Origin of the sequence: Pseudarthrobacter sp. YAF2 (genome assembly GCF_052113345.1) — a bacterium.
GTDB lineage: Bacteria > Actinomycetota > Actinomycetes > Actinomycetales > Micrococcaceae > Arthrobacter.
Window position 1 is genome coordinate 46,070 of sequence record NZ_JBFRDA010000018.1, and the last position, 18,161, is coordinate 64,230.

Sequence of the window (18,161 nt, forward strand, 5' to 3'; positions counted from 1 at the left end):
CCAACACCTACACCACCGTAATGGTGATGACGGAACCCTCGGGCACCTTCCGGTTCACCGGTTCCTGGTCCCGGACGGTGCCGAAGAAGCCGCCAAGGATGTTGTTGACCCGGACCTGGAAGCCCAGCGCCTCCAGGGCCTTCCGTGCTTCTGTTGCCTGCTTGCCGATGAAGCTGGGGACATCCACCATCTTTGGTCCCTTGGAAATGGTCAAGCTGACCGTGCCGCCGCGGGTCAGCGTCCCGGTGGCCGGAGACTGGCTGACTACGGCGCCCTCGGGAACGGACTTGTCAAACACCGCATCCGGTGATGTGTCTGCAGTGAGTCCCGCGGCTTTGATCGCGGCTACGGCATCGTCCTTGGCCTTCCCCACCACGGAGGGAACGGGGATCGGCTGCGGTCCCTTTGAAACCACCATCTCCACGGGTGTGCCGTGCCGGGCGGGCGTGCCGGCAGCAGGATTTTGCGATAACACCGTGCCGGCTGCGGCCTGGTCGTCGAATTGTTCGCTGACCGGGCCCAACGCCATTTCAGCCGCGTTGAGTGCGTTCTTCGCGTCCGTCAGGCTTCCGCCGGTGAGTTTCGGCAGGGGAAAGAGCTGCGGGCCCTTCGAGACCAACAGTGAGACGGGCTGGAATTTGCGGATCTCGGTTCCGGCGGAGGGCTCGCTGCCCACCACCAGCCCGTTGGGCACCTGGTCATCAAAGACATCGCTGGTAGTGGAATGGAAACCCACCCCGTTGAGCACTTGCTGGGCCTGCGCCACCGTCTTGTTGGCCACGGCCGGCACCGCTGCCGCAGCGCCCGGACCCATGCCGAAAAACCATCCGGCGCCGGTAGCCAGCAGGGCGGCAACAATAAGGACAACAATCCACAGGATGCCCCGACGGCGCGGATTGCCTTCCCGGAGCGTGCGCGCGGGAGTGGCGGCCGCCCGCGCGCGGACTTTTTCGTCTTCCCGGTCCGCTCGGCGCTGCGCCCGCTTGCTGAGCCGGGGCGGTGGGGGAGCCCAGGCGTCCTCCGCATCGTCGTCGGGCAGTGCGAGGTCCGCCCGCCAGTGGGACATCAGGGCTTCCGCCGCAGGCCCGGCGGCTGTGCGCTCCTGCGGCAGTGTCTGCCGTCCGGGAGGATAGCCGGGCGCGGCCGGCCGTGCGGGGGGCATAAGCGTCGTTGGATTGCTGGCGCGGGCCAGAACCTCGGTCTGGTGCTGGGCAGTCGCGGCGGCAGCTGCGGGGGGCTGCAGGTCAAGTTCGGCATCCGTCAGGTTGGTCCGGATGTGGCGCAGCTCCTGGAGCAGGGCATTGCCGTCGACCGGCCGGTTTTCGGGATCATTGGCGGTGCACCACTGCACCAGCTCATCCACTTCCGCTGCGAGGCCGGGCACCAGGGCTGACGGCGGCCCGACCGTTCCGTTGACATGCTGGTAGGCGACCTGGATGGGCACGTCGCCCTCGAAGGGTTGCCGGCCCGTCAGCATTTCGTACAGCATGATGCCCACGGAGTAGACATCGCTGCGCTCGTCCGCCGGTTGGCCCAGGACCAGTTCGGGGGAGATATAGGCAACGGTGCCGATCAGCGCACCGGTACTGGTGGAACTGGTGACGGCACGGGCCAGGCCGAAATCGCCAATCTTGATCCTGCCGTCATCGGCGATCAGGACATTCTCCGGCTTGACGTCCCGGTGGATAAAGCCCGCTGCGTGCGCGGCTCCCAGCCCCTCCACCACGGGATCGATCAGTGCCAGTGCCAGCCGCGGCGGCAGGGCGCCCCGCTCCCTGAGAACGTCCCTGAGCGTGTGGCCCTTGATGTACTCCATGACGAGGTAGGCAGTATTGCCGTCGTTGCCCTGGTCCAGTACACCCACCACGTGCGGGTGGGAGAGGCGGGCGGCGGCCTTTGCTTCGCGGCCCAGCCTGCCCAGGAAGTTTTCGTCGGCAGCGAGGTGCGGGTGGAGCACCTTGAGCGCCACTTCGCGGTCCAGCCTTTGGTCGACAGCGAGGTAGACAGTGGACATTCCGCCGCGGGCGAGCCTGGAGGCCACTGCATAGCGGTTGTCCACCAGTGTCCCTGCAAGGGGGTCTGTCACGTGTTCCTGCACCTTACGATCCTAATCCCGCGGCAAAAGGCATCCGAAACGGAAACGGGTCCGAACCGGTAACGGTTCGGACCCGCGGTGTTTCATCCGGAGCCGGTGGTGCCCAGGGGCTCAGCTGTAGTTCTTCTGGTTCGCCTTGATGGCGGCAACGTAGGCCTTGGTGTCGTCGTACATTCCGTACTTGCTTACCGAGTACTGGCCCTGGTAGTAGCCGGCGATAGCCGTATCCTGGTCCTTGCTGGTGGCCAGCAGCTGGCGGAGGATGGCGATGCCTGCCGTCGCGTTGTCGTAGGGGTCGAGCAGGTTCAGCTTGCGTCCCACCAGGTCGGATGCCCACTGCCCTGAGCTGGGAATGACCTGCATGGTCCCGATCGCGTTTGCCGGTGATACGGCCCGCTGGTTGAAGCCTGACTCCTGGTACGCAAAGGCCAGGGCAAGGGACGTATCCACGCCCATCCGGCGGGCGGTATCAGCCACGATGTTCTTCATTTCATCCCTCGAGGGGACGGGGGATGCGTTGAGGAGGGCCTTGTTGTCGTTCGCCGAGCTCACTACCGCCGCCGGGTAGCTGAAGCCGAGGAAGGTGCTGGGAACCAGGGGTGCGGCCGCCGGCTGCGGGGCTGCGGGGGCAGGCTGCGGGTTCGCCTGTCCGGAGCCGCCGGGGATCAGCAGTTTGCTGCCGGGGTAGATGACCGTGGTCATGCCCAGCTGGTTCGCCGAGAGCAGGTCCGACAACTTTACGCCGTGCCGGGATGCGATGGCCGAGAGCGTGTCACCGGCTTTGATGGTGTATGAGCCGGTGGCCGGGGCGGATGTGACGGCCAAGGCAGGTGCAGGAGCGGACGGGGCCGGAGCTGCCGCTGCCGGCGCGGCAGGGGCGGGCGTGGCGTCTCCGGCGCTGACCTTGATCTTCTGTCCGGGGTAGATGATGGAGCGCATCGAGAGGTTGTTCCAAGCGAAGACGTCCGAGAGGCCCACGCTGTGCCTGGCGGCAATGGCACCGAGGGTGTCCCCGGGCTTCACCGTGTACGTTGCCCCGCCCGGGGCGGCCGGTGCCGAAGGGGCCTGTGCTGCGGGCGCCGGGGCCGGGGCTGCCGGTGCCGCTGAGCCGGAGAGCTTGATCTTCTGGCCAGGGTAAATGATGGTGTTCGGCTGGAGGTTGTTGAGCTTGAGGATTTCCCCTGTGTCCAGTCCGAAGCGGCCGGCGATCGCGCTCACGGTATCGCCCCGGACGATGGTGTATTCCGCGGGAGGCGCCGGCTGTGCAGGCTGGAGGGTCGACGGAACGGTGGTGGAGACGGAAGAGGCGGGGATGACCGTGCCGGTGGCCTGCGCAGCTGCCTGGGCCTTCATTGCTGCGGCCAGGCTGCTGGGAATGGTCCGTGCAGGCTGCGCTGCCGCTGCGGGCTGGGCAAGGGCCAAGGATGACAGGACGACGGCTGGGAGTGCCGCGGTGGTGGCGGCAATCATCGGCAGGCTCGGCTTGGGGGGCTGCTTGGGCGAGCGGGACATCGACATGGAAAGAATCCTCTTCTCAACTGCGGGTGCGGACGCGGGCGGGGATGCCGCTGTCAATCTTGATACTACTGTGACTTAAGTTATTTGTGTTACAAATGTGATGAAAGTGAATCTCTCACGAATTTGCAATTAGCACAACAGCTGGGGAATGCCTGGAATGGCCACTTTCGTGGAGTGTCTCCGGATGGGCAGGCAAATGAATTGCCCCGACTAGGCGACGGGGTGCGCAGCGTGGCAACCTTGGTCCGTGAGTAATGTAGAAAACCTGGTGGGCGAGTGGTTGCCGCTGCCCGACGTCGCCCGTTTGTTGGATGTTTCAGTTACCAAGGTCCATGGCCTCATTGACGACCATGCCTTGGCCGCAGTGCGCGTTGGCGAGCGGAAGATTCGTTCAGTTCCCGCTGAATTCATCCAGGACGGCCAGGTAGTGGACAGCTTAAAAGGCACCATTGTGGTCCTCTCCGACGCAGGATACTCGGATGAAGACCTCATTGTGTGGCTCTTTACCGCCGACGAATCACTGCGCGGCCGCCCGATCGATGCATTGCGGGAAGGCCGCAAGACAGAAATCAGGCGCAGGGCCCAAACCCTCGCTTGGTAATGTCCCGCTCTAGGAGGCTCGGCTGACGGTTGCTTCAGCCAGCCTCCGCAGTGCTGTCTTGGGCAGGTCCTCCAATGGGAGCTCATCAAGGGCATCAAATGCCGCTGCACCGAATTCCCCGATCAGCACTTCCGTGGCCTGCAACGCCCCGGAGTCTTCGATGATCCGCCTGATTTCCAGGATGTCCGCCTCCGAAAGGTCGGGGCTGCCGAGGCTGGCGTCAATGAACGCCGATTCGGCCGGGGATGCCTGGTCCAAGGCCAACGCCACCAGTACGGTGCGCTTTCCCTCCCTCAGATCGTCGCCCGCCGGCTTGCCCGTGGTCAGCGGATCGCCGAAAACGCCCAGCACGTCGTCGCGGAGCTGGAACGCTTCGCCGAGCGGCAGGGCGAAGGCCGAGTAGCCGCGGAGCAGCTCGTTGGAGGCCCCAGCAAGGGCTCCGCCAAGCGCAAGCGGATGCTCGGTGGAGTACTTGGCGCTCTTAAAACGGATGATCGACTGGGCCCTGCCGACAGCGCCGGCACGGTCGCGGACCGGACCCGCGACTTCTTCCAGGATGTCCAGGTACTGTCCGGCCATAACCTCGGCGCGCATGAGGTTGAAGATCAGCCTTGCCCTGCTGCCGGAGGCTGCCCGCTCTCCAATGTCGGTGAACGCTTCCTCGCTGAACGACAGGCAAAGGTCGCCGGCAAGAATGGCTGCTGCCTGGCCAAACCGTTCGCTGTCCAGCGCCCAGCCCTGTGCGGTGTGCAGCTGGCTGAAGCGCCGGTGCACACTGGGACCGCCCCGCCGGGTGTCGGAACGGTCGATTATGTCGTCGTGGATCAGGGCCGCCGCCTGGAACAGCTCAAGTGCCGCGCCGGCCGTCACAACCTGGCCGGCTCCGGCTTCGCCGCCCGCGCCGCGCCAGCCCCAGTAGCACATGAGTGCGCGGAGGCGTTTGCCGCCGGTGACCAAGTTGGAGATGGAGCCCATGATGGGCTCGATGTCAGGCGAGATGCCCGACATGATGGACTGGCGCTCGGTCAGGAAGCCGGTCAGCTCGCCGGCAACGCCCGCCACGAAGTCCGCCTGCTCATTCCTCAGTTGCTCCGCGGCAGTCACTTGGCCGACTCAGCTGCGACGTTCGCACCGATGGTGAACGTGGAGACGCCGGAGGCCTCCACTACCGAGAGGTTCACGGTTTCATTGTCGCCGCGGACGAAGTCCTTGGAAGCAACACCACCGACGGTATCGCCCGGCACCGCCTTGAACCCCTGGCCTTCGAGGGCTTTGGTATAGAAGTCGATGACGGCGCTGGTCGGTGCCGACACTGTCCCCACGAGCGCGGCCGTTGCCGGGGTGGACGCTTTGTCAAAACTGCTGGACACCACAGTGGCCCCGGTCATCAGGGGAAGAAGCTGCCGCGGAAACCCTTCCACGACGGCGCCGACCGTGGCCGATGTGTTGGGGGATGCCGATGGGCTGGACGAGGCCGTGAGAGTGGACTGCGTGGCGGCAGTGGAAGCGGCCTGGGAAGGCTGTGCCTGACCTGATGGCGCCTGGCTGCATGCAGCAAGGGCAAGCATCCCAATGGCGGCAAGCGCGGCAAGGCCAGCTGGCTTGAAGTTTCCAATAGCCGTCACAGAGACTTTCCTCCTGGTGTTGTTGGCGGAATCAGCCTCCAGTTTAGCCAGCCTCCGGAAGGGTCATTACAAACCGATAGGATTGCAGCCGTGGGGCCCGCAGGTATGAACCAGCCAGCCGCCGCCCGCCTCCCGGGCCGCCGGCGTACGTGCATCATGCACGTGGACATGGATGCCTTCTTCGTCTCGGTGGAGCTCCGGACACGTCCTGAACTTCGCGGCAAGCCCGTTATTGTCGGGTTCCCGGGTGAGCGTTCGGTGGTCCTGTCAGGGTCCTATGAAGCGCGGGCTTTTGGCGTCAAGTCCGCGATGCCCATGGCCGTGGCGACGCGGATGTGCCCGCAAGCCGTCGTGATTGAACCCCGGCACAAGCTCTACTACGAGGTGTCCGGAGAGCTGATGGCGATTTTCGAATCGATCACCGGGCTCGTGGAGCCGCTGAGTGTTGACGAGGCTTTCCTTGACGTCACCGGCGCGCTGCGGCGCCTGGGCCCGCCCAGGGGGATAGGGGAACTCATCCGGCGGAGGGTGGCTGCGGAACTGGGCATTACCGCCTCGGTGGGGATTGCGGAAACCAAATTCGTGGCCAAGATTGCCTCCACCCGGTGCAAGCCTGACGGGCTCCTGATGATTGGGCCTGACGAAACCGTTCCATACCTCCACAGCCTCCCGGTTGGCGCGCTTTGGGGCGTCGGCGCCAAGACGGGTGAGACCCTGGCGAATATGGGAATCAGGACCGTGGCAGACGTCGCGGCTACCCCGGTGTCTTCGTTGAAGAAGGTCCTTGGTGCCTCCGGAGAACACGTGCACCAGCTCGCCTGGGGCATTGACCCCCGTCCCGTAACCCCGGTACGGCTCGAAAAGAGCATTGGAGCGGAAGAGACGTTTGCCGTGGATACAGCCGACGACGCGCTCCTGCGGCGGGAACTGCTGCGGCTGTCCCACCGAACCGCGACGCGGCTTCGCAGCTCAGGAATGGTGGCGCGGACCGTGGCCCTGAAGCTCCGCTTCGCAGACTTCTCAACCATCACCCGCAGCAGGACGGTCCAGACTCCGGTGGACAGCGCCCAGCTGATCTATGCGGTTGCACTCCAGCTTTTGGAGTCCCTCGGAACCAGGGCCATGACCGTGCGGCTCGTGGGGGTCCGGGCTGAACAGCTCGAGGAAGCGGCCCGGACCTCGCTTCAGCTGAGTATTGACCGCAGGGATGAGAACTGGCGGGCTGCCGAGCAGGCACTGGACGAAGTAACGCGCAGGTTCGGCAGCAAGTCCGTACTGCCTGCGCGCCTGATGGAGCCGGACAGCCCGTCCGGCGAGAGGACACAAGGGCCGGCCTGAAGCTCCGCCGAAGTCATTGCCGTCTTTCAGATCAGGCCTCAACAATCTATCCTTAGATATACATAGTTTTCGAGTGAATGGACTTACTGCCGGACCCTCTTGGACATGCTCCCGCCCCCGCGACTGCATGTAAGGTTCCCGTCTTGGCCGCCGCCGGCCGGGTGGGAACTTTCCAGCTGCAGCAGACGTTCTAGGGGTCAGAAGTAGTGGCTGGGATCAGCCCGGACGTTGGCCTACAAAAGGAGGTCGTGATGCCGCTGTCGGAGCACGAACAGAAGCTGCTTGAGCAGCTTGAGAAGCAGCTTCACGAGGACGATCCGAAGTTTGCGAACTCAATGGGTTCGGACCCCGGTCGTTCATGGTCCACGAGGCACGTGGTCATCGGAGTCCTGTGCGCGCTTGCCGGCGTCTTCCTCTTGCTGGTTGGCGTTACCCTCCAGAACATCTTCGTCGGCGTCCTGGGCTTTGTGGTAATGGGCGGCGGAGTCTATTTCGCCACCATGCGCAGTTCACGCGGCAGGCCTGGTTCCAAGGCCGGCGCCGGCAAGGCCGGCAAGCCCCGGAGTTCCTTCATGAGCAGCCTCGAGGAACGTTGGGACGAGCGGCGCCGGGGAGAGTCCTGAACGGCCTCTCCGGCAAGCCACCCACTTCTCCATTTCGCTCCCCTGAAGGCAGGGGAACGCACCTAAAGGCCCGCTTCGGCGGGCCTTTTCCTGTTTGACCGGGCCTTATTCCTGTTTAAGCGGCGAGTGCCCCGGATTCACGGTCCTGTGGGAGCCGGACTTTAGTAAAAGTCCTCCACTTTCCACCCCCAGGTCATTTTCCGCGCCAATTAAAGGGTCCTATCCCATAAATGGAGGGCCTGAACGGCCGTTTTGCGTTGACTGTGGTGGAAAGTGGAGTAATGTGGAGGACATAAGAGGGTGGTTGCAACATAGGGGATGTGCAGTTCCTGACGGCGGACAGGCGGTGGGCCAGTGTTTCTGGGCACTCACTCGCCGCGTCTGGATGAAAAGGGACGGATCATTCTCCCCGCAAAGTTCCGCGAGGAGCTTGCCAGCGGGCTGGTGCTCACAAGGGGCCAGGAACGTTGCATCTACGTCTTCAGCGAGAAGGAATTTGCACGGGTCCACGAGCAGATGCGGGAGGCGCCAATCTCCTCCAAGCAAGCACGTGACTACATCCGTGTATTTCTCTCTGGAGCCTCGGACGAGGTACCTGACAAGCAGGGGCGCGTGACCATACCACCAGCGCTCCGGGAGTATGCAGGACTCGGAAGGGAACTGGCCGTCATCGGCGCCGGTACCCGCGCCGAGATCTGGGACGCTCAGGCTTGGAACGAATACCTCGCGGAGAAGGAAACCGCCTTCTCCGAAACTGACGACCCCATTCCGGGCATTCTCTGAATCCGGAACGGGCAGCGGGTGGCTTCTTGGACGAGATCTCCAGCCGGCCCATCGGCTGCCAACCTGGCTCAACTTCCCCTGAGCCAGGCGGGCAGGACGGTAGGCGCGGATGGGGATCTGGTCCCAGAAGCAGCAGGTGACAATGACGGCGGGAAAGGACCAGGCATGACCGATGAACCGAAGCCTACGTCCGAACGCCATGTGCCGGTCCTGCGGGACCGGTGCATCAATTTGTTGGCCCCGGGATTTGAGGCTGCGAGACTGCGGGGCCGGACTCCCGTAGCCGTTGACGCAACCCTGGGCATGGGCGGCCACTCAGAGGCAATGCTTCAGCGCTTTCCTGACCTTCACCTCATCGGGATCGACCGCGATGAAGAAGCCCTGGCCCTCGCAGGGGAGCGGCTGGCGCCTTTTGCGGCACGGACCGACCTCGTCCACGCCGTGTATGACGAAATCGAGGACGTCCTGGCGGATCTCGGTGTAGCCGAAGTGCATGGGATCCTCATGGACCTCGGCGTCTCTTCCCTGCAGTTGGATGAGCGTGAGCGCGGATTCGCCTACTCCTTCGATGCACCCTTGGACATGCGGATGGACACCAGCCGGGGCCAAACGGCAGCGGATGTGGTCAACACCTACAGCGAAGCGGACCTGGTCCGGATCATCCGCAAATGGGGCGAGGAAAAGTTCGCAGGACGCATAGCCAACCGGATCGTCGCGGCCCGCGCGGTCAAGGAGTTAACCACCACCGGCGAACTCGTGGAAACAATCCGCTCGGTTGTCCCTGCCTCGGCCGCAAAGTCCGGCGGACATCCCGCCAAACGGACTTTCCAGGCCCTGAGGATCGAGGTTAACGAAGAACTCGATGTCTTGGAGCGGGCCGTCCCGGCCGCCGTCGACGCTCTGGCTCTGGGCGGCCGCATCGTGGTCATGTCCTACCACTCGCTGGAAGACAAGATCGTCAAGGGCGTGTTCCAGGCCCGGTCCAAGTCTTCGGCTCCCCTCGGCTTCCCGGTGGAGCTGGAGGAGCACAAGCCCGAACTGAAAACCCTGACCAAAGGCACTGAGGTGCCCACCGCCGTCGAAATCGCCGAAAACCCGCGCGCTGCCTCCGCCAGGCTTCGTGCTGCAGAACGAATCAGAGCCAGGAGAGCTGCATGAGCACCGCCGCCGTCAAGAACTTTCCCGTCGTTTCCGGCAGCTCGGCGGCCGACAGCAGGCCCGCGGGCCGTCCTGACGAAGGACGCAAGGGACGGACGCCGCTCTCCGTCGTTCGCACTGCTCCGCGTAAGCGCCGTGCCCCCTTCGTCGTGCTGTGTTTCGCCATGCTCGCCGTCGCGCTGGTTGCGGTGCTCGTCCTCAACATCTCAGTGTCAACGGCGCAGTACCAGCTCGTTGAGCTTCGGGCCAAGCAGAGCACCCTGACCAAGGCCAACCAGGATCTCACCCAGCAGGTGCAGAACTTCGAGGCACCCCAGAACCTGGCCGCCAAGGCCACGGAACTGGGCATGGTGGCGTCAACGGTGAAAGGACAAATCGACCTGTCCACGCTGTCCGTGACCGGAAAGGCGACACCTGCGGTTAAGGGTGCACCGGCTGGCGCAGTCATTCCGTCGCCGGCCGTGGCGGGCCAGCTCGTCGTGCCACCGGCAGCAAAGGATGCGGCTGCGGACAAAGTGACGCCGTCGGATGCCGGCAGGACGTCCTCAGCCCCCGCGGCGGAGGCGTCCCAGGCGGCAGCACAGGCACAGGCCGCCGCGCAGGCACAGGCAGCCGCAAAGGCTGCAGCCGCGGCGGCAGTTCCGGCACCTGAATTGCACGGCGGCTCCGTCCCGGCGCCGCAGCAGAAGGTCCCCGGACAGTAAGTCGCCAGGCAAGACAGGCAGCAGGTCGAACAGCAAGGAATATCACGGTGGCGCAAACGACCGGCAAAGCAGGAAAAAGCAAAGCACCCAACGCCACGAAGCGCTTGCGCCTGGGGCTGGGCATCATGCTCACGCTCCTGCTGGTGGTGGGCGGGAAGCTGTTCCTGGTCCAGGGGCTCGACGTCGGCGGCATGGCTGAAGCGGCACTGAACAGCCGGATGACCTCGGCGATCCTGCCTGCGGAACGCGGCAGCATCCTGGACTCCCGCGGCACCGTACTCGCCAACAGCGTGATCCGCTACAACATCGTGGTGGACCAGCGCGTCAACACCAAGACCGACTCCTACAAGAGGTATGAGCCGCAGGCCGATGGCCACGACAAGCTGGTGGACGTCAGCCGCGACCAGGCAATCTCAGAATTGGCCGCAGCGCTCGGGATGGACTCCGGCGCTGTCAGGGATGCCGTGACCGGCCAGCAGCCTTATTACATCGTGGCCAAGGACGTAAAGCCCGACGTCGAGGACCGCATCTCCAAGCTCCAGGTCCCCGGCATCGTTGCCGAGGGCGTCAGCAAGCGTGTCTACCCCAATGGGGCAGTGGCAGGAGGCGTGGTGGGCTTCCTCCAGGACGGCAGCACCGGCCAGGCCGGCATCGAACAGACGCAGGATGACAAGCTGAAGGGCACGGACGGCAAGCGCCTCTTCGAGATCGGCGCGGACGGGCTGCGCATCCCCGTGGGCCTCGACGAGCTGACGCCGCCCCAAAACGGCAAGGACGTCAAGCTCACCCTCAACTCGGACCTCCAGTACTTCGCCCAGCAGGCCATCCAGAGCCAAACTGACAAGCTCAGCGCCGAATGGGGCGTCATCATCGTGATGGATGCAAAGACCGGCGACCTCCTTGCCCTGGCGGACACCAATGCCCCCGACCCCAACAACCCGGGGCTGGTGGCCGCGAAGGACCGCGGCACGCGCTCCGTGACCGCGGCCTACGAGCCCGGATCCGTGGAAAAGATGATCACGGCCGCGGCAGTCATCGATGAAGGCCTGGCCGGCCCGCTGGACAAGTTCACGATTCCGCCCACCTACACCGTCGACGGCCAGACCTTCAGTGACGCCTTCACCCACGGGACCGAGGAACGGACACTTGCCGGCATCATCGGGTACTCCATGAACACCGGAACCGTGATGGCCGGCCAACGGCTCAGCAAGGAACAGCGTTACGACTGGCTGAAGAAATTCGGCATCGGCGAGGCGCCTGACATCGGGCTGCCGGCGACGGCGTCGGGCATCCTTTCGCCCTCCGACCAGTGGGACGGACGCCAGCAGTACACCGTCCTGTTCGGACAGGGTGTCTCCCAGTCGACCCTCCAGACCGTCCGCGCCTACCAGAGCATCGCCAACAATGGCGTCATGCTGCAGCCCCGGTTAATCGACTCGTACATATCCGCAGACGGCACGGAAGAGAAAGTCCCGGCGCAACCGTCACGCCAGGTGGTTTCGGGCAGCACGGCGCAACAGGTCAAGGACATCCTGGAAAGCGCCGTCACCGAAGGTGAAATCAAGGACGCCGGCATCGACGGCTACAGGGTCGGCGCCAAGACAGGCACCTCCGAATCGCCGTGTGACGACGGCAAATCAGGCTACTGCGGCTACACCGCCTCCATCGTTGGAATGGCGCCGATGGATGATCCGCGGTTTATTGTGGAGGTGGTGCTCCAGCGGCCGAAGGGCAGCATCTACGGCATCACCAACGGTCCGGTCTTCCGGTCCGTCATGAGCCAGACGCTGCGGACCTACAACGTCCAGCCTTCTACCGGGGAGCCGGCCAGGTTGCCCCAGTACGCGAAGTAGCCGCTGCGCCACGCTGTAAATACCAGCAGCATCCAGCGCATCACAGTGCCCGGCGCGAACCATGGCGGGCACGCACTAGCACCATCGGAGATCCCCTTGTCAGAGTTCACCACGCCCGGCGGCGACGCTGCCCGGGACGAAAGTCCGGGCCGCTTCCGGCCGGCTGCCGTAGACGCTGTCCCACTGGCCGCCGTCGGGAACGCCATTGGAGTAGCTGTTCCCGCTCCGGCCGCCGAGGTGGAGGTGACGGGCATCTCCATCAACTCCCGCACCGTGGAGCCCGGCGACCTGTACGTGGCACTGCCCGGGGCCAGCCGGCATGGCGCGGACTTCGTCACGGATGCCATCGAAGCAGGTGCGGCAGCTGTGCTGACGGATGATGCGGGCGCACGGCTCCTTGCCCTCGCCGCGGAAACGTCCGTCCCGGTGCTGGTTGTGGACAGTCCACGGAACGAGGTTGGGCCCCTCTCTGCCCTGATCTACCGGAGCCAGTCCCCGGCCGGCCGTCCGCTGCAGCTTCTTGGGGTTACCGGAACCAACGGGAAAACCACCACCACCTACTTCATCACCTCGCTGCTGCGGGCCCTGGGGCGGCAGACAGGCCTGATCGGCACCATCGAAATCCAAGCCGGCGGTGAACCCATTCCCAGCCTCCTCACCACGCCGGAATCACCGGAGGTCCACGGTTTGCTGGCGCTGATGCATGAACGGGGGCTCGACGCCGCAGCCATGGAGGTGTCCTCCCACGCCATTTCCTACCAGCGGGTGGACGGGCTGCTTTTCGACGTCGCCGGATTCACGAACCTGACCCAGGACCACCTGGACCTTCACCACAGCATGGACGGCTACTTCGCCACGAAGGCAGAGCTCTTCACTCCGGGGCGCGCCCGCCAGGCCGTGGTGACGGTCGACGACGAGTGGGGCCGTCAGCTGGCAGGCAAGGCCCTGGTGCCGGTCACCACGCTCAGCACCGGCGGCGGAACGCCCGCTGACTGGACCGTGACGGCCTCCTCGCCGCGCGGGCTCGGGACCGACTTCACGCTGACGGGGCCGGCGGGTGCAGTCCTGAACGTCCACACCGGACTGCCGGGCGGCTTCAACGTTGCCAACGCCGCCCTCGCGGCCCTGATGGTCCTCACCTCAGGGGTGGACGCCGCCGTCCTGCAGGATGCACTGGACCGTGCCGACCCCTTTACGGTGGCTGTGCCCGGCCGAATGCAGCTGATTTCCGACCGGCCGGCCGCCGTCGTGGACTTTGCCCACAACACCGATGCCCTGGCGCGGGCCCTGGAAGCGGTCCGCTCGCCCGAACCCGACTCACGGCTGATCGTGGTGTTCGGTGCCACGGGCCAACGGGACCAGGGCAAACGCCCGGCCATGGGCGCCATCGCCGCACGCCTGGCGGACACCGTAATCATCACCGACGACGACCCGCACGACGAAGACGCCGCCGCTATCCGGGCGGACGTGCTCGCCGGGGCCCGGGAGGCCGTGCAGAAGGAATCCCTCGACGCCGAGCTGATGGAGGTCTTCCCGCGGGCCGAGGCCATCCGCCGCGCCGCGGAACTTGCCCGCCCGCAGGACACCATTCTTGTCGCCGGCCGTGGGCACGAGGTCTGGCAGGAGGTAAAAGGCGTCAACCTCGCCCTGGACGACAGGGTGGAACTGCGCAGCGCCTTGACAGCCAGGGGATTCAACGTTCTCCATGACCACCGGATAGAGTCCTAGACCGAGATGATTGCATTTACTGCGGCGGAAATCGCCGAAATCACCAACGGGCGCCTGGACGCCGATCCCGGAATTACGCCCCTTTCGGTGGTGACGGATTCACGCGAAGCCACGCAGGGTTCGCTCTACGTCGCGAAGCCGGGCGAGCAGGCCGACGGCCACGACTTCCTGGACGCCGCCTTTGCCGCCGGAGCCGTCCTGGCCCTCGTCGAACGCCCCGTCGCCGCGCCGGACGGCACGGGCTACCCGACGGTCCTGGTTGCCGACGCCGTCCTTGCCATGGGCGCCCTGGCCGCTGAAGCTGTCCGCCGGATCCGTGCCGCACGGGCAGAAGCAGGCGACCAGCTGACGGTTGTTGGCATTACCGGTTCGGCCGGCAAGACCACCACCAAGGACCTGCTGGCGGGGGTACTCGCCACCCAGGGGACGACCGTATCGCCCCAGGGGTCCTACAACGGTGAGGTGGGCGTTCCGCTGACGGTCTTCCGGGCCGGGACCGACACCCGCTACCTGGTCATCGAAATGGGCGCCACGGGCGTCGGCCACATCCGTTACCTGGCGGAGATGGTCAAGCCCGACATCGGAGTTGTCCTCGCCGTCGGAACGGCACACGCAGGCGAGTTCGGGGGAGTGGAGAACATCGCCCTGGCCAAGGGCGAGATGGTTGAAGGACTTGCCGCTGCAGGCACCGCGATTATCAACCTTGACGACGAACGCGTCGCGGCGATGCGCAGCCGGACCTCCGCGGCAGTCCTCGGGTTCTCCGCAGAAGGCCGCCCGGATGCCCAGGTGCAGGCACTGAATGCCGACACCAACGCTGAAGGCTGCCCGGAATTCGATCTCCAGTTGCCGGACGGCGAATCCCCACGCCACGTCCGCAGCCGGCTCATCGGCGCCCATCACACAGGCAACCTGCTGGCAGCAGCGTCAGCCGCCTGGGCCGCAGGGGTGCCGGGGAACCATATCGCAGAATCACTGAGCAACCAGGCCGCCGCCAGCCGCTGGCGCATGGAGCGGACCGAACGGCCGGACGGCGTCACCATCATCAACGACGCCTACAACGCCAACCCGGAGTCGATGCGTGCAGCCCTGCGCACCCTTGCCGACCTTGGCCGGGGCCGCCGGACCTGGGCCGTCCTGGGGGCCATGCTCGAACTCGGTGAGGACTCCATCCGGGAGCACACGGCAGTCGGCACCCAGGTGGTACGCCTCAACATCTCCAGGCTGCTGGTGGTTGGCCGCGAAGCCCGGGCCCTTTACGTGTCCGCCGTCCAGGAAGGATCCTGGGGCGACGAATGCCTCTTCGCCGAAACCGCCGATGAGGCCTACCAAATCCTTGGCGCCGAGCTCCAACCAGGGGACCTCGTGCTGTTCAAGTCCTCCAACAGCGTTGGGCTTCGCCATTTGGGCGATCGGATAGCATTACCCACATCCCCGACACCTGCCGACGAAAGGAGCACTCTGCTGTGATTGCTCTCCTGATCGGTGCGGGCCTTGCCCTGCTCTGCGCCCTCGTCGGCACCCCGCTGTTCATCCGACTGCTGGTGCGCCGCGGCTACGGCCAGTTCATCCGCGACGACGGTCCAACCTCGCACCACACCAAACGCGGAACGCCTACCATGGGCGGCACCGTCGTGGTGGCGGCGGTTCTGCTCAGCTACGGGCTGACCCACCTCATCATGCTGATGATGAACCCCGACTCGCCTGGCCCCTCCGCCTCGGCCCTCATCCTGCTGTTCCTGATGGTGGGCATGGGCCTGGTGGGATTCCTGGACGACTTCATCAAGATCTCGCGGCAACGGAGCCTTGGCCTCAACGCCAAAGCGAAGCTGATCCTCCAGGCCGCCGTCGGCATCATCTTCGCCATCCTGGCCCTGAACTTCCCCAACGACGCAGGACTCACTCCGGCGTCCACCAAGATCTCCCTGGTCCGCGACCTGCCGTGGCTGGACCTCGCCTTCGGTGGAACAGTCCTGGGTGCGATCCTGTTCGTCATCTGGTCCAACCTGATCGTCACGGCGGCCACCAACGGCGTCAACCTCACCGACGGCCTGGACGGCCTGGCCGCGGGCGCCTCCATCATGGTGTTCGGTGCATATACGCTCATGGGCATATGGCAGAGCAACCAGGCGTGCGGGTCTCCACGGGAAGCCGGCAGCGGCTGCTACTCCGTCAGGGACCCGCTGGACCTCGCCCTGCTTGCGGCGATCCTGAGTGCAGCCCTGGTGGGCTTCCTCTGGTGGAACACCTCACCGGCCAAGATCTTCATGGGCGACACCGGCTCCCTTGCCATCGGTGGAGCGGTGGCCGGATTCGCAATCCTGTCCAGGACCGAACTTCTCCTGGGCATCGTCGGCGGTCTCTTCGTGCTGATCACCCTGTCCGTCATCATCCAGGTGGGCTACTTCAAGGCCACGGGCGGAAAGCGCGTGTTCAAGATGGCGCCGCTGCAGCACCACTTCGAACTCAAGGGGTGGGCCGAGGTCACCGTTGTGGTCCGGTTCTGGATCCTGGGCGGACTCTTCGTCGCCGTGGGCCTGGGCATCTTCTACGCTGAATGGGTTGTACTGCTGTGACCGTTTCCTCCCGCCTGGCCAACCTCGTCTCCTGGGACTCCGACTGGGCCGGCCTGCGCGTTGCCGTCACCGGCATCGGCGTCTCCGGGTTCGCAGCGGCAGACACCCTGATCGAACTTGGCGCGCGAGTGGTGGTGGTGGATGCGGCCACCAGCGACACGGCGCGGGCACATGCCGACACCCTGAAAATCGTTGGTGCCGCCGACGTCCTGCTGGGCCCGGATGCCGTCACGCATATTCCCCGGATTGACGGCGAACTCCCGGAACTCATTGTCACTTCGCCTGGCTGGCGCCCGGACCAGGCCCTTCTCGCGGCCGCGGCCCGTGCGCACATCCCGGTATGGGGGGACGTCGAGCTTGCCTGGCGCGTACGGATCAGGGAAGGCCGGAAGACGGCGGACTGGCTGGCCATCACGGGGACGAACGGAAAGACCACCACTGTGGGTCTTACGGAATCTATGCTCCGGGCCGCCGGGCTCAAAGCCATCGCGGTCGGCAACGTCGGCACACCCATCCTCGATGCCCTCCGCGACCCGGTTGACTACGATGTCTTCGCAGTCGAGCTCTCCAGCTTCCAACTGCACTGGGCCGAATCGCTTTCACCCGTGGCCAGCGTGTGCCTCAACGTCGCTGAGGACCACGTGGACTGGCACGGCTCCTACGATTCCTACCTGGCGGACAAGGCCAAGGTTTACGAGCACACCCAAAGAGCGTGCATCTACAACGCCGAGCAGATTGAAACCGAGCGGATGGTGGAAAACGCCGACGTCGTGGAAGGCTGCCGCGCGGTAGGCTTCACCACGGTCACCCCCGCCATCAGCATGCTCGGCGTCGTGGAAGGTCTGCTGGTGGACCGGGCTTTCATCGAAGAACGGCGGGACAGCGCAGCGGAACTTGCGTCCATGGCCGACCTCGGACCGTTGGCACCGCGACACATGGTCGCCAACGCCCTCGCCGCTGCCGGCCTGGTGCGCGCCTACGGTGTTGACGCCAAGGCCGTCCGCCAGGGCATCCTGGACTATGTCCCGGGGGACCACCGCATCCAGCCCGTGGCCCGCTTGAACGGCGTCCTCTGGGTCAACGACTCCAAAGCCACCAACCCGCACGCCGCCTCGGCGTCCCTCTCGGCCTTCACCAAGGTGGTCTGGATAGCCGGCGGACTGTCAAAGGGCGTCAGCTACGAGGATCTCGTCAGGCAGCACTCCGCCCGGCTCAAGGCGGTGGTCCTGATCGGAACAGACAGGAGCCCCCTGCGTGAGGCCCTCCGGCGACACGCGCCCGATGTCCCGGTCATCGAGCCGGAAGCGGGCGACACTGAAGACGTGGAGACTGCTTCGGCGCCCGGTGCCACACCGGCCGGTTCCCCCGTCAACGGAGAACTGGTGATGACCCGGGCCGTCGCGTCAGCAGCCCGGCTCGCCGAATCAGGCGACACCGTGCTGATGGCCCCGGCCGCGGCCTCCATGGATCAGTTCTCTTCCTACGCTCACCGTGGTGGTACATTCATCGACGCTGTCCGCGAGCTGGTGGAAGGGCAGGCCCAGACCGGCGAGGAGTAA

15 protein-coding genes are annotated in these 18,161 nt (G+C 65.3%); 11 read left to right on the top strand and 4 right to left on the bottom strand.

Translation table 11 applies throughout. The features are described from left to right. Window positions 1-7: 7 nt before the first annotated feature. Together pknB and AB4Y79_RS17720 are read right to left on the bottom strand one after the other, a co-directional pair. Window positions 8-2,098 carry a Stk1 family PASTA domain-containing Ser/Thr kinase gene (pknB, locus tag AB4Y79_RS17715; protein ID WP_441864563.1) on the bottom strand — a complete coding sequence of 697 codons (2,091 nt, stop codon included), beginning with the start codon at window positions 2,096-2,098 and terminating at the stop codon, window positions 8-10. A gap of 108 nt (window positions 2,099-2,206) precedes the next feature. Continuing rightward, entirely contained in the window at window positions 2,207-3,613 is a 1,407-nt protein-coding gene (locus AB4Y79_RS17720; protein WP_441864566.1) for a LysM peptidoglycan-binding domain-containing protein, read from the bottom strand. A gap of 247 nt (window positions 3,614-3,860) precedes the next feature. Here AB4Y79_RS17720 and AB4Y79_RS17725 point away from each other — a divergent pair, with 247 nt between their 5' ends. Then, window positions 3,861-4,214 carry an Rv2175c family DNA-binding protein gene (locus AB4Y79_RS17725; protein WP_026265088.1) on the top strand — a complete coding sequence of 118 codons (354 nt, stop codon included), beginning with the start codon at window positions 3,861-3,863 and terminating at the stop codon, window positions 4,212-4,214. A gap of 9 nt (window positions 4,215-4,223) precedes the next feature. On the opposite strand, the gene AB4Y79_RS17730 is transcribed toward AB4Y79_RS17725, so the two are convergent. Next, window positions 4,224-5,318: a polyprenyl synthetase family protein gene (locus AB4Y79_RS17730; RefSeq protein ID WP_441864570.1), complete on the bottom strand. Its 1,095-nt coding sequence runs from the start codon at window positions 5,316-5,318 to the stop codon at window positions 4,224-4,226. Continuing rightward, entirely contained in the window at window positions 5,315-5,839 is a 525-nt protein-coding gene (locus AB4Y79_RS17735; RefSeq protein WP_441864573.1) for a hypothetical protein, read from the bottom strand. The genes AB4Y79_RS17730 and AB4Y79_RS17735 overlap by 4 nt, the downstream gene beginning before the upstream one ends. A 105-nt stretch (window positions 5,840-5,944) precedes the next feature. Here AB4Y79_RS17735 and dinB point away from each other — a divergent pair, with 105 nt between their 5' ends. From dinB to murD, 10 genes are all read left to right on the top strand, one after another. Continuing rightward, window positions 5,945-7,177: a DNA polymerase IV gene (gene dinB, locus AB4Y79_RS17740; protein WP_441864576.1), complete on the top strand. Its 1,233-nt coding sequence runs from the start codon at window positions 5,945-5,947 to the stop codon at window positions 7,175-7,177. A 251-nt stretch (window positions 7,178-7,428) separates the two neighbouring features. Next, window positions 7,429-7,800: a DUF3040 domain-containing protein gene (locus AB4Y79_RS17745; protein ID WP_441864579.1), complete on the top strand. Its 372-nt coding sequence runs from the start codon at window positions 7,429-7,431 to the stop codon at window positions 7,798-7,800. Window positions 7,801-8,154: 354 nt separating this feature from the next. Then, window positions 8,155-8,583, top strand: a complete 429-nt coding sequence (mraZ, locus tag AB4Y79_RS17750; RefSeq protein WP_018763545.1) for a division/cell wall cluster transcriptional repressor MraZ — start codon at window positions 8,155-8,157, stop codon at window positions 8,581-8,583. 165 nt (window positions 8,584-8,748) lie between these two features. Beyond that, the gene (gene rsmH, locus AB4Y79_RS17755; protein ID WP_441864583.1) at window positions 8,749-9,741 is read left to right on the top strand and encodes a 16S rRNA (cytosine(1402)-N(4))-methyltransferase RsmH; all 993 of its coding nucleotides are present in this window, start codon (window positions 8,749-8,751) and stop codon (window positions 9,739-9,741) included. Next, window positions 9,738-10,445 carry a hypothetical protein gene (locus AB4Y79_RS17760; RefSeq protein ID WP_441864586.1) on the top strand — a complete coding sequence of 236 codons (708 nt, stop codon included), beginning with the start codon at window positions 9,738-9,740 and terminating at the stop codon, window positions 10,443-10,445. The genes rsmH and AB4Y79_RS17760 overlap by 4 nt, the downstream gene beginning before the upstream one ends. Before the next feature lie 47 nt (window positions 10,446-10,492). Next, entirely contained in the window at window positions 10,493-12,298 is a 1,806-nt protein-coding gene (locus AB4Y79_RS17765) for a peptidoglycan D,D-transpeptidase FtsI family protein (RefSeq protein WP_441864589.1), read from the top strand. A 96-nt stretch (window positions 12,299-12,394) separates the two neighbouring features. Beyond that, window positions 12,395-14,026, top strand: coding sequence for a UDP-N-acetylmuramoyl-L-alanyl-D-glutamate--2,6-diaminopimelate ligase (locus AB4Y79_RS17770; protein WP_441864592.1), 1,632 nt, complete (start codon window positions 12,395-12,397; stop codon window positions 14,024-14,026). 6 nt (window positions 14,027-14,032) lie between these two features. Further along, window positions 14,033-15,496 (top strand): UDP-N-acetylmuramoyl-tripeptide--D-alanyl-D-alanine ligase, encoded by a 1,464-nt coding sequence (locus AB4Y79_RS17775; RefSeq protein ID WP_441864595.1) that lies wholly within the window; start codon window positions 14,033-14,035, stop codon window positions 15,494-15,496. Continuing rightward, on the top strand, window positions 15,493-16,602 hold the full coding sequence (mraY, locus tag AB4Y79_RS17780) for a phospho-N-acetylmuramoyl-pentapeptide-transferase (protein ID WP_308931346.1): 1,110 nt from the start codon (window positions 15,493-15,495) through the stop codon (window positions 16,600-16,602). Before AB4Y79_RS17775 ends, mraY begins: the two co-directional genes overlap by 4 nt. After that, the gene (gene murD / locus AB4Y79_RS17785) at window positions 16,584-18,161 is read left to right on the top strand and encodes a UDP-N-acetylmuramoyl-L-alanine--D-glutamate ligase (protein WP_441864599.1); all 1,578 of its coding nucleotides are present in this window, start codon (window positions 16,584-16,586) and stop codon (window positions 18,159-18,161) included. Before mraY ends, murD begins: the two co-directional genes overlap by 19 nt.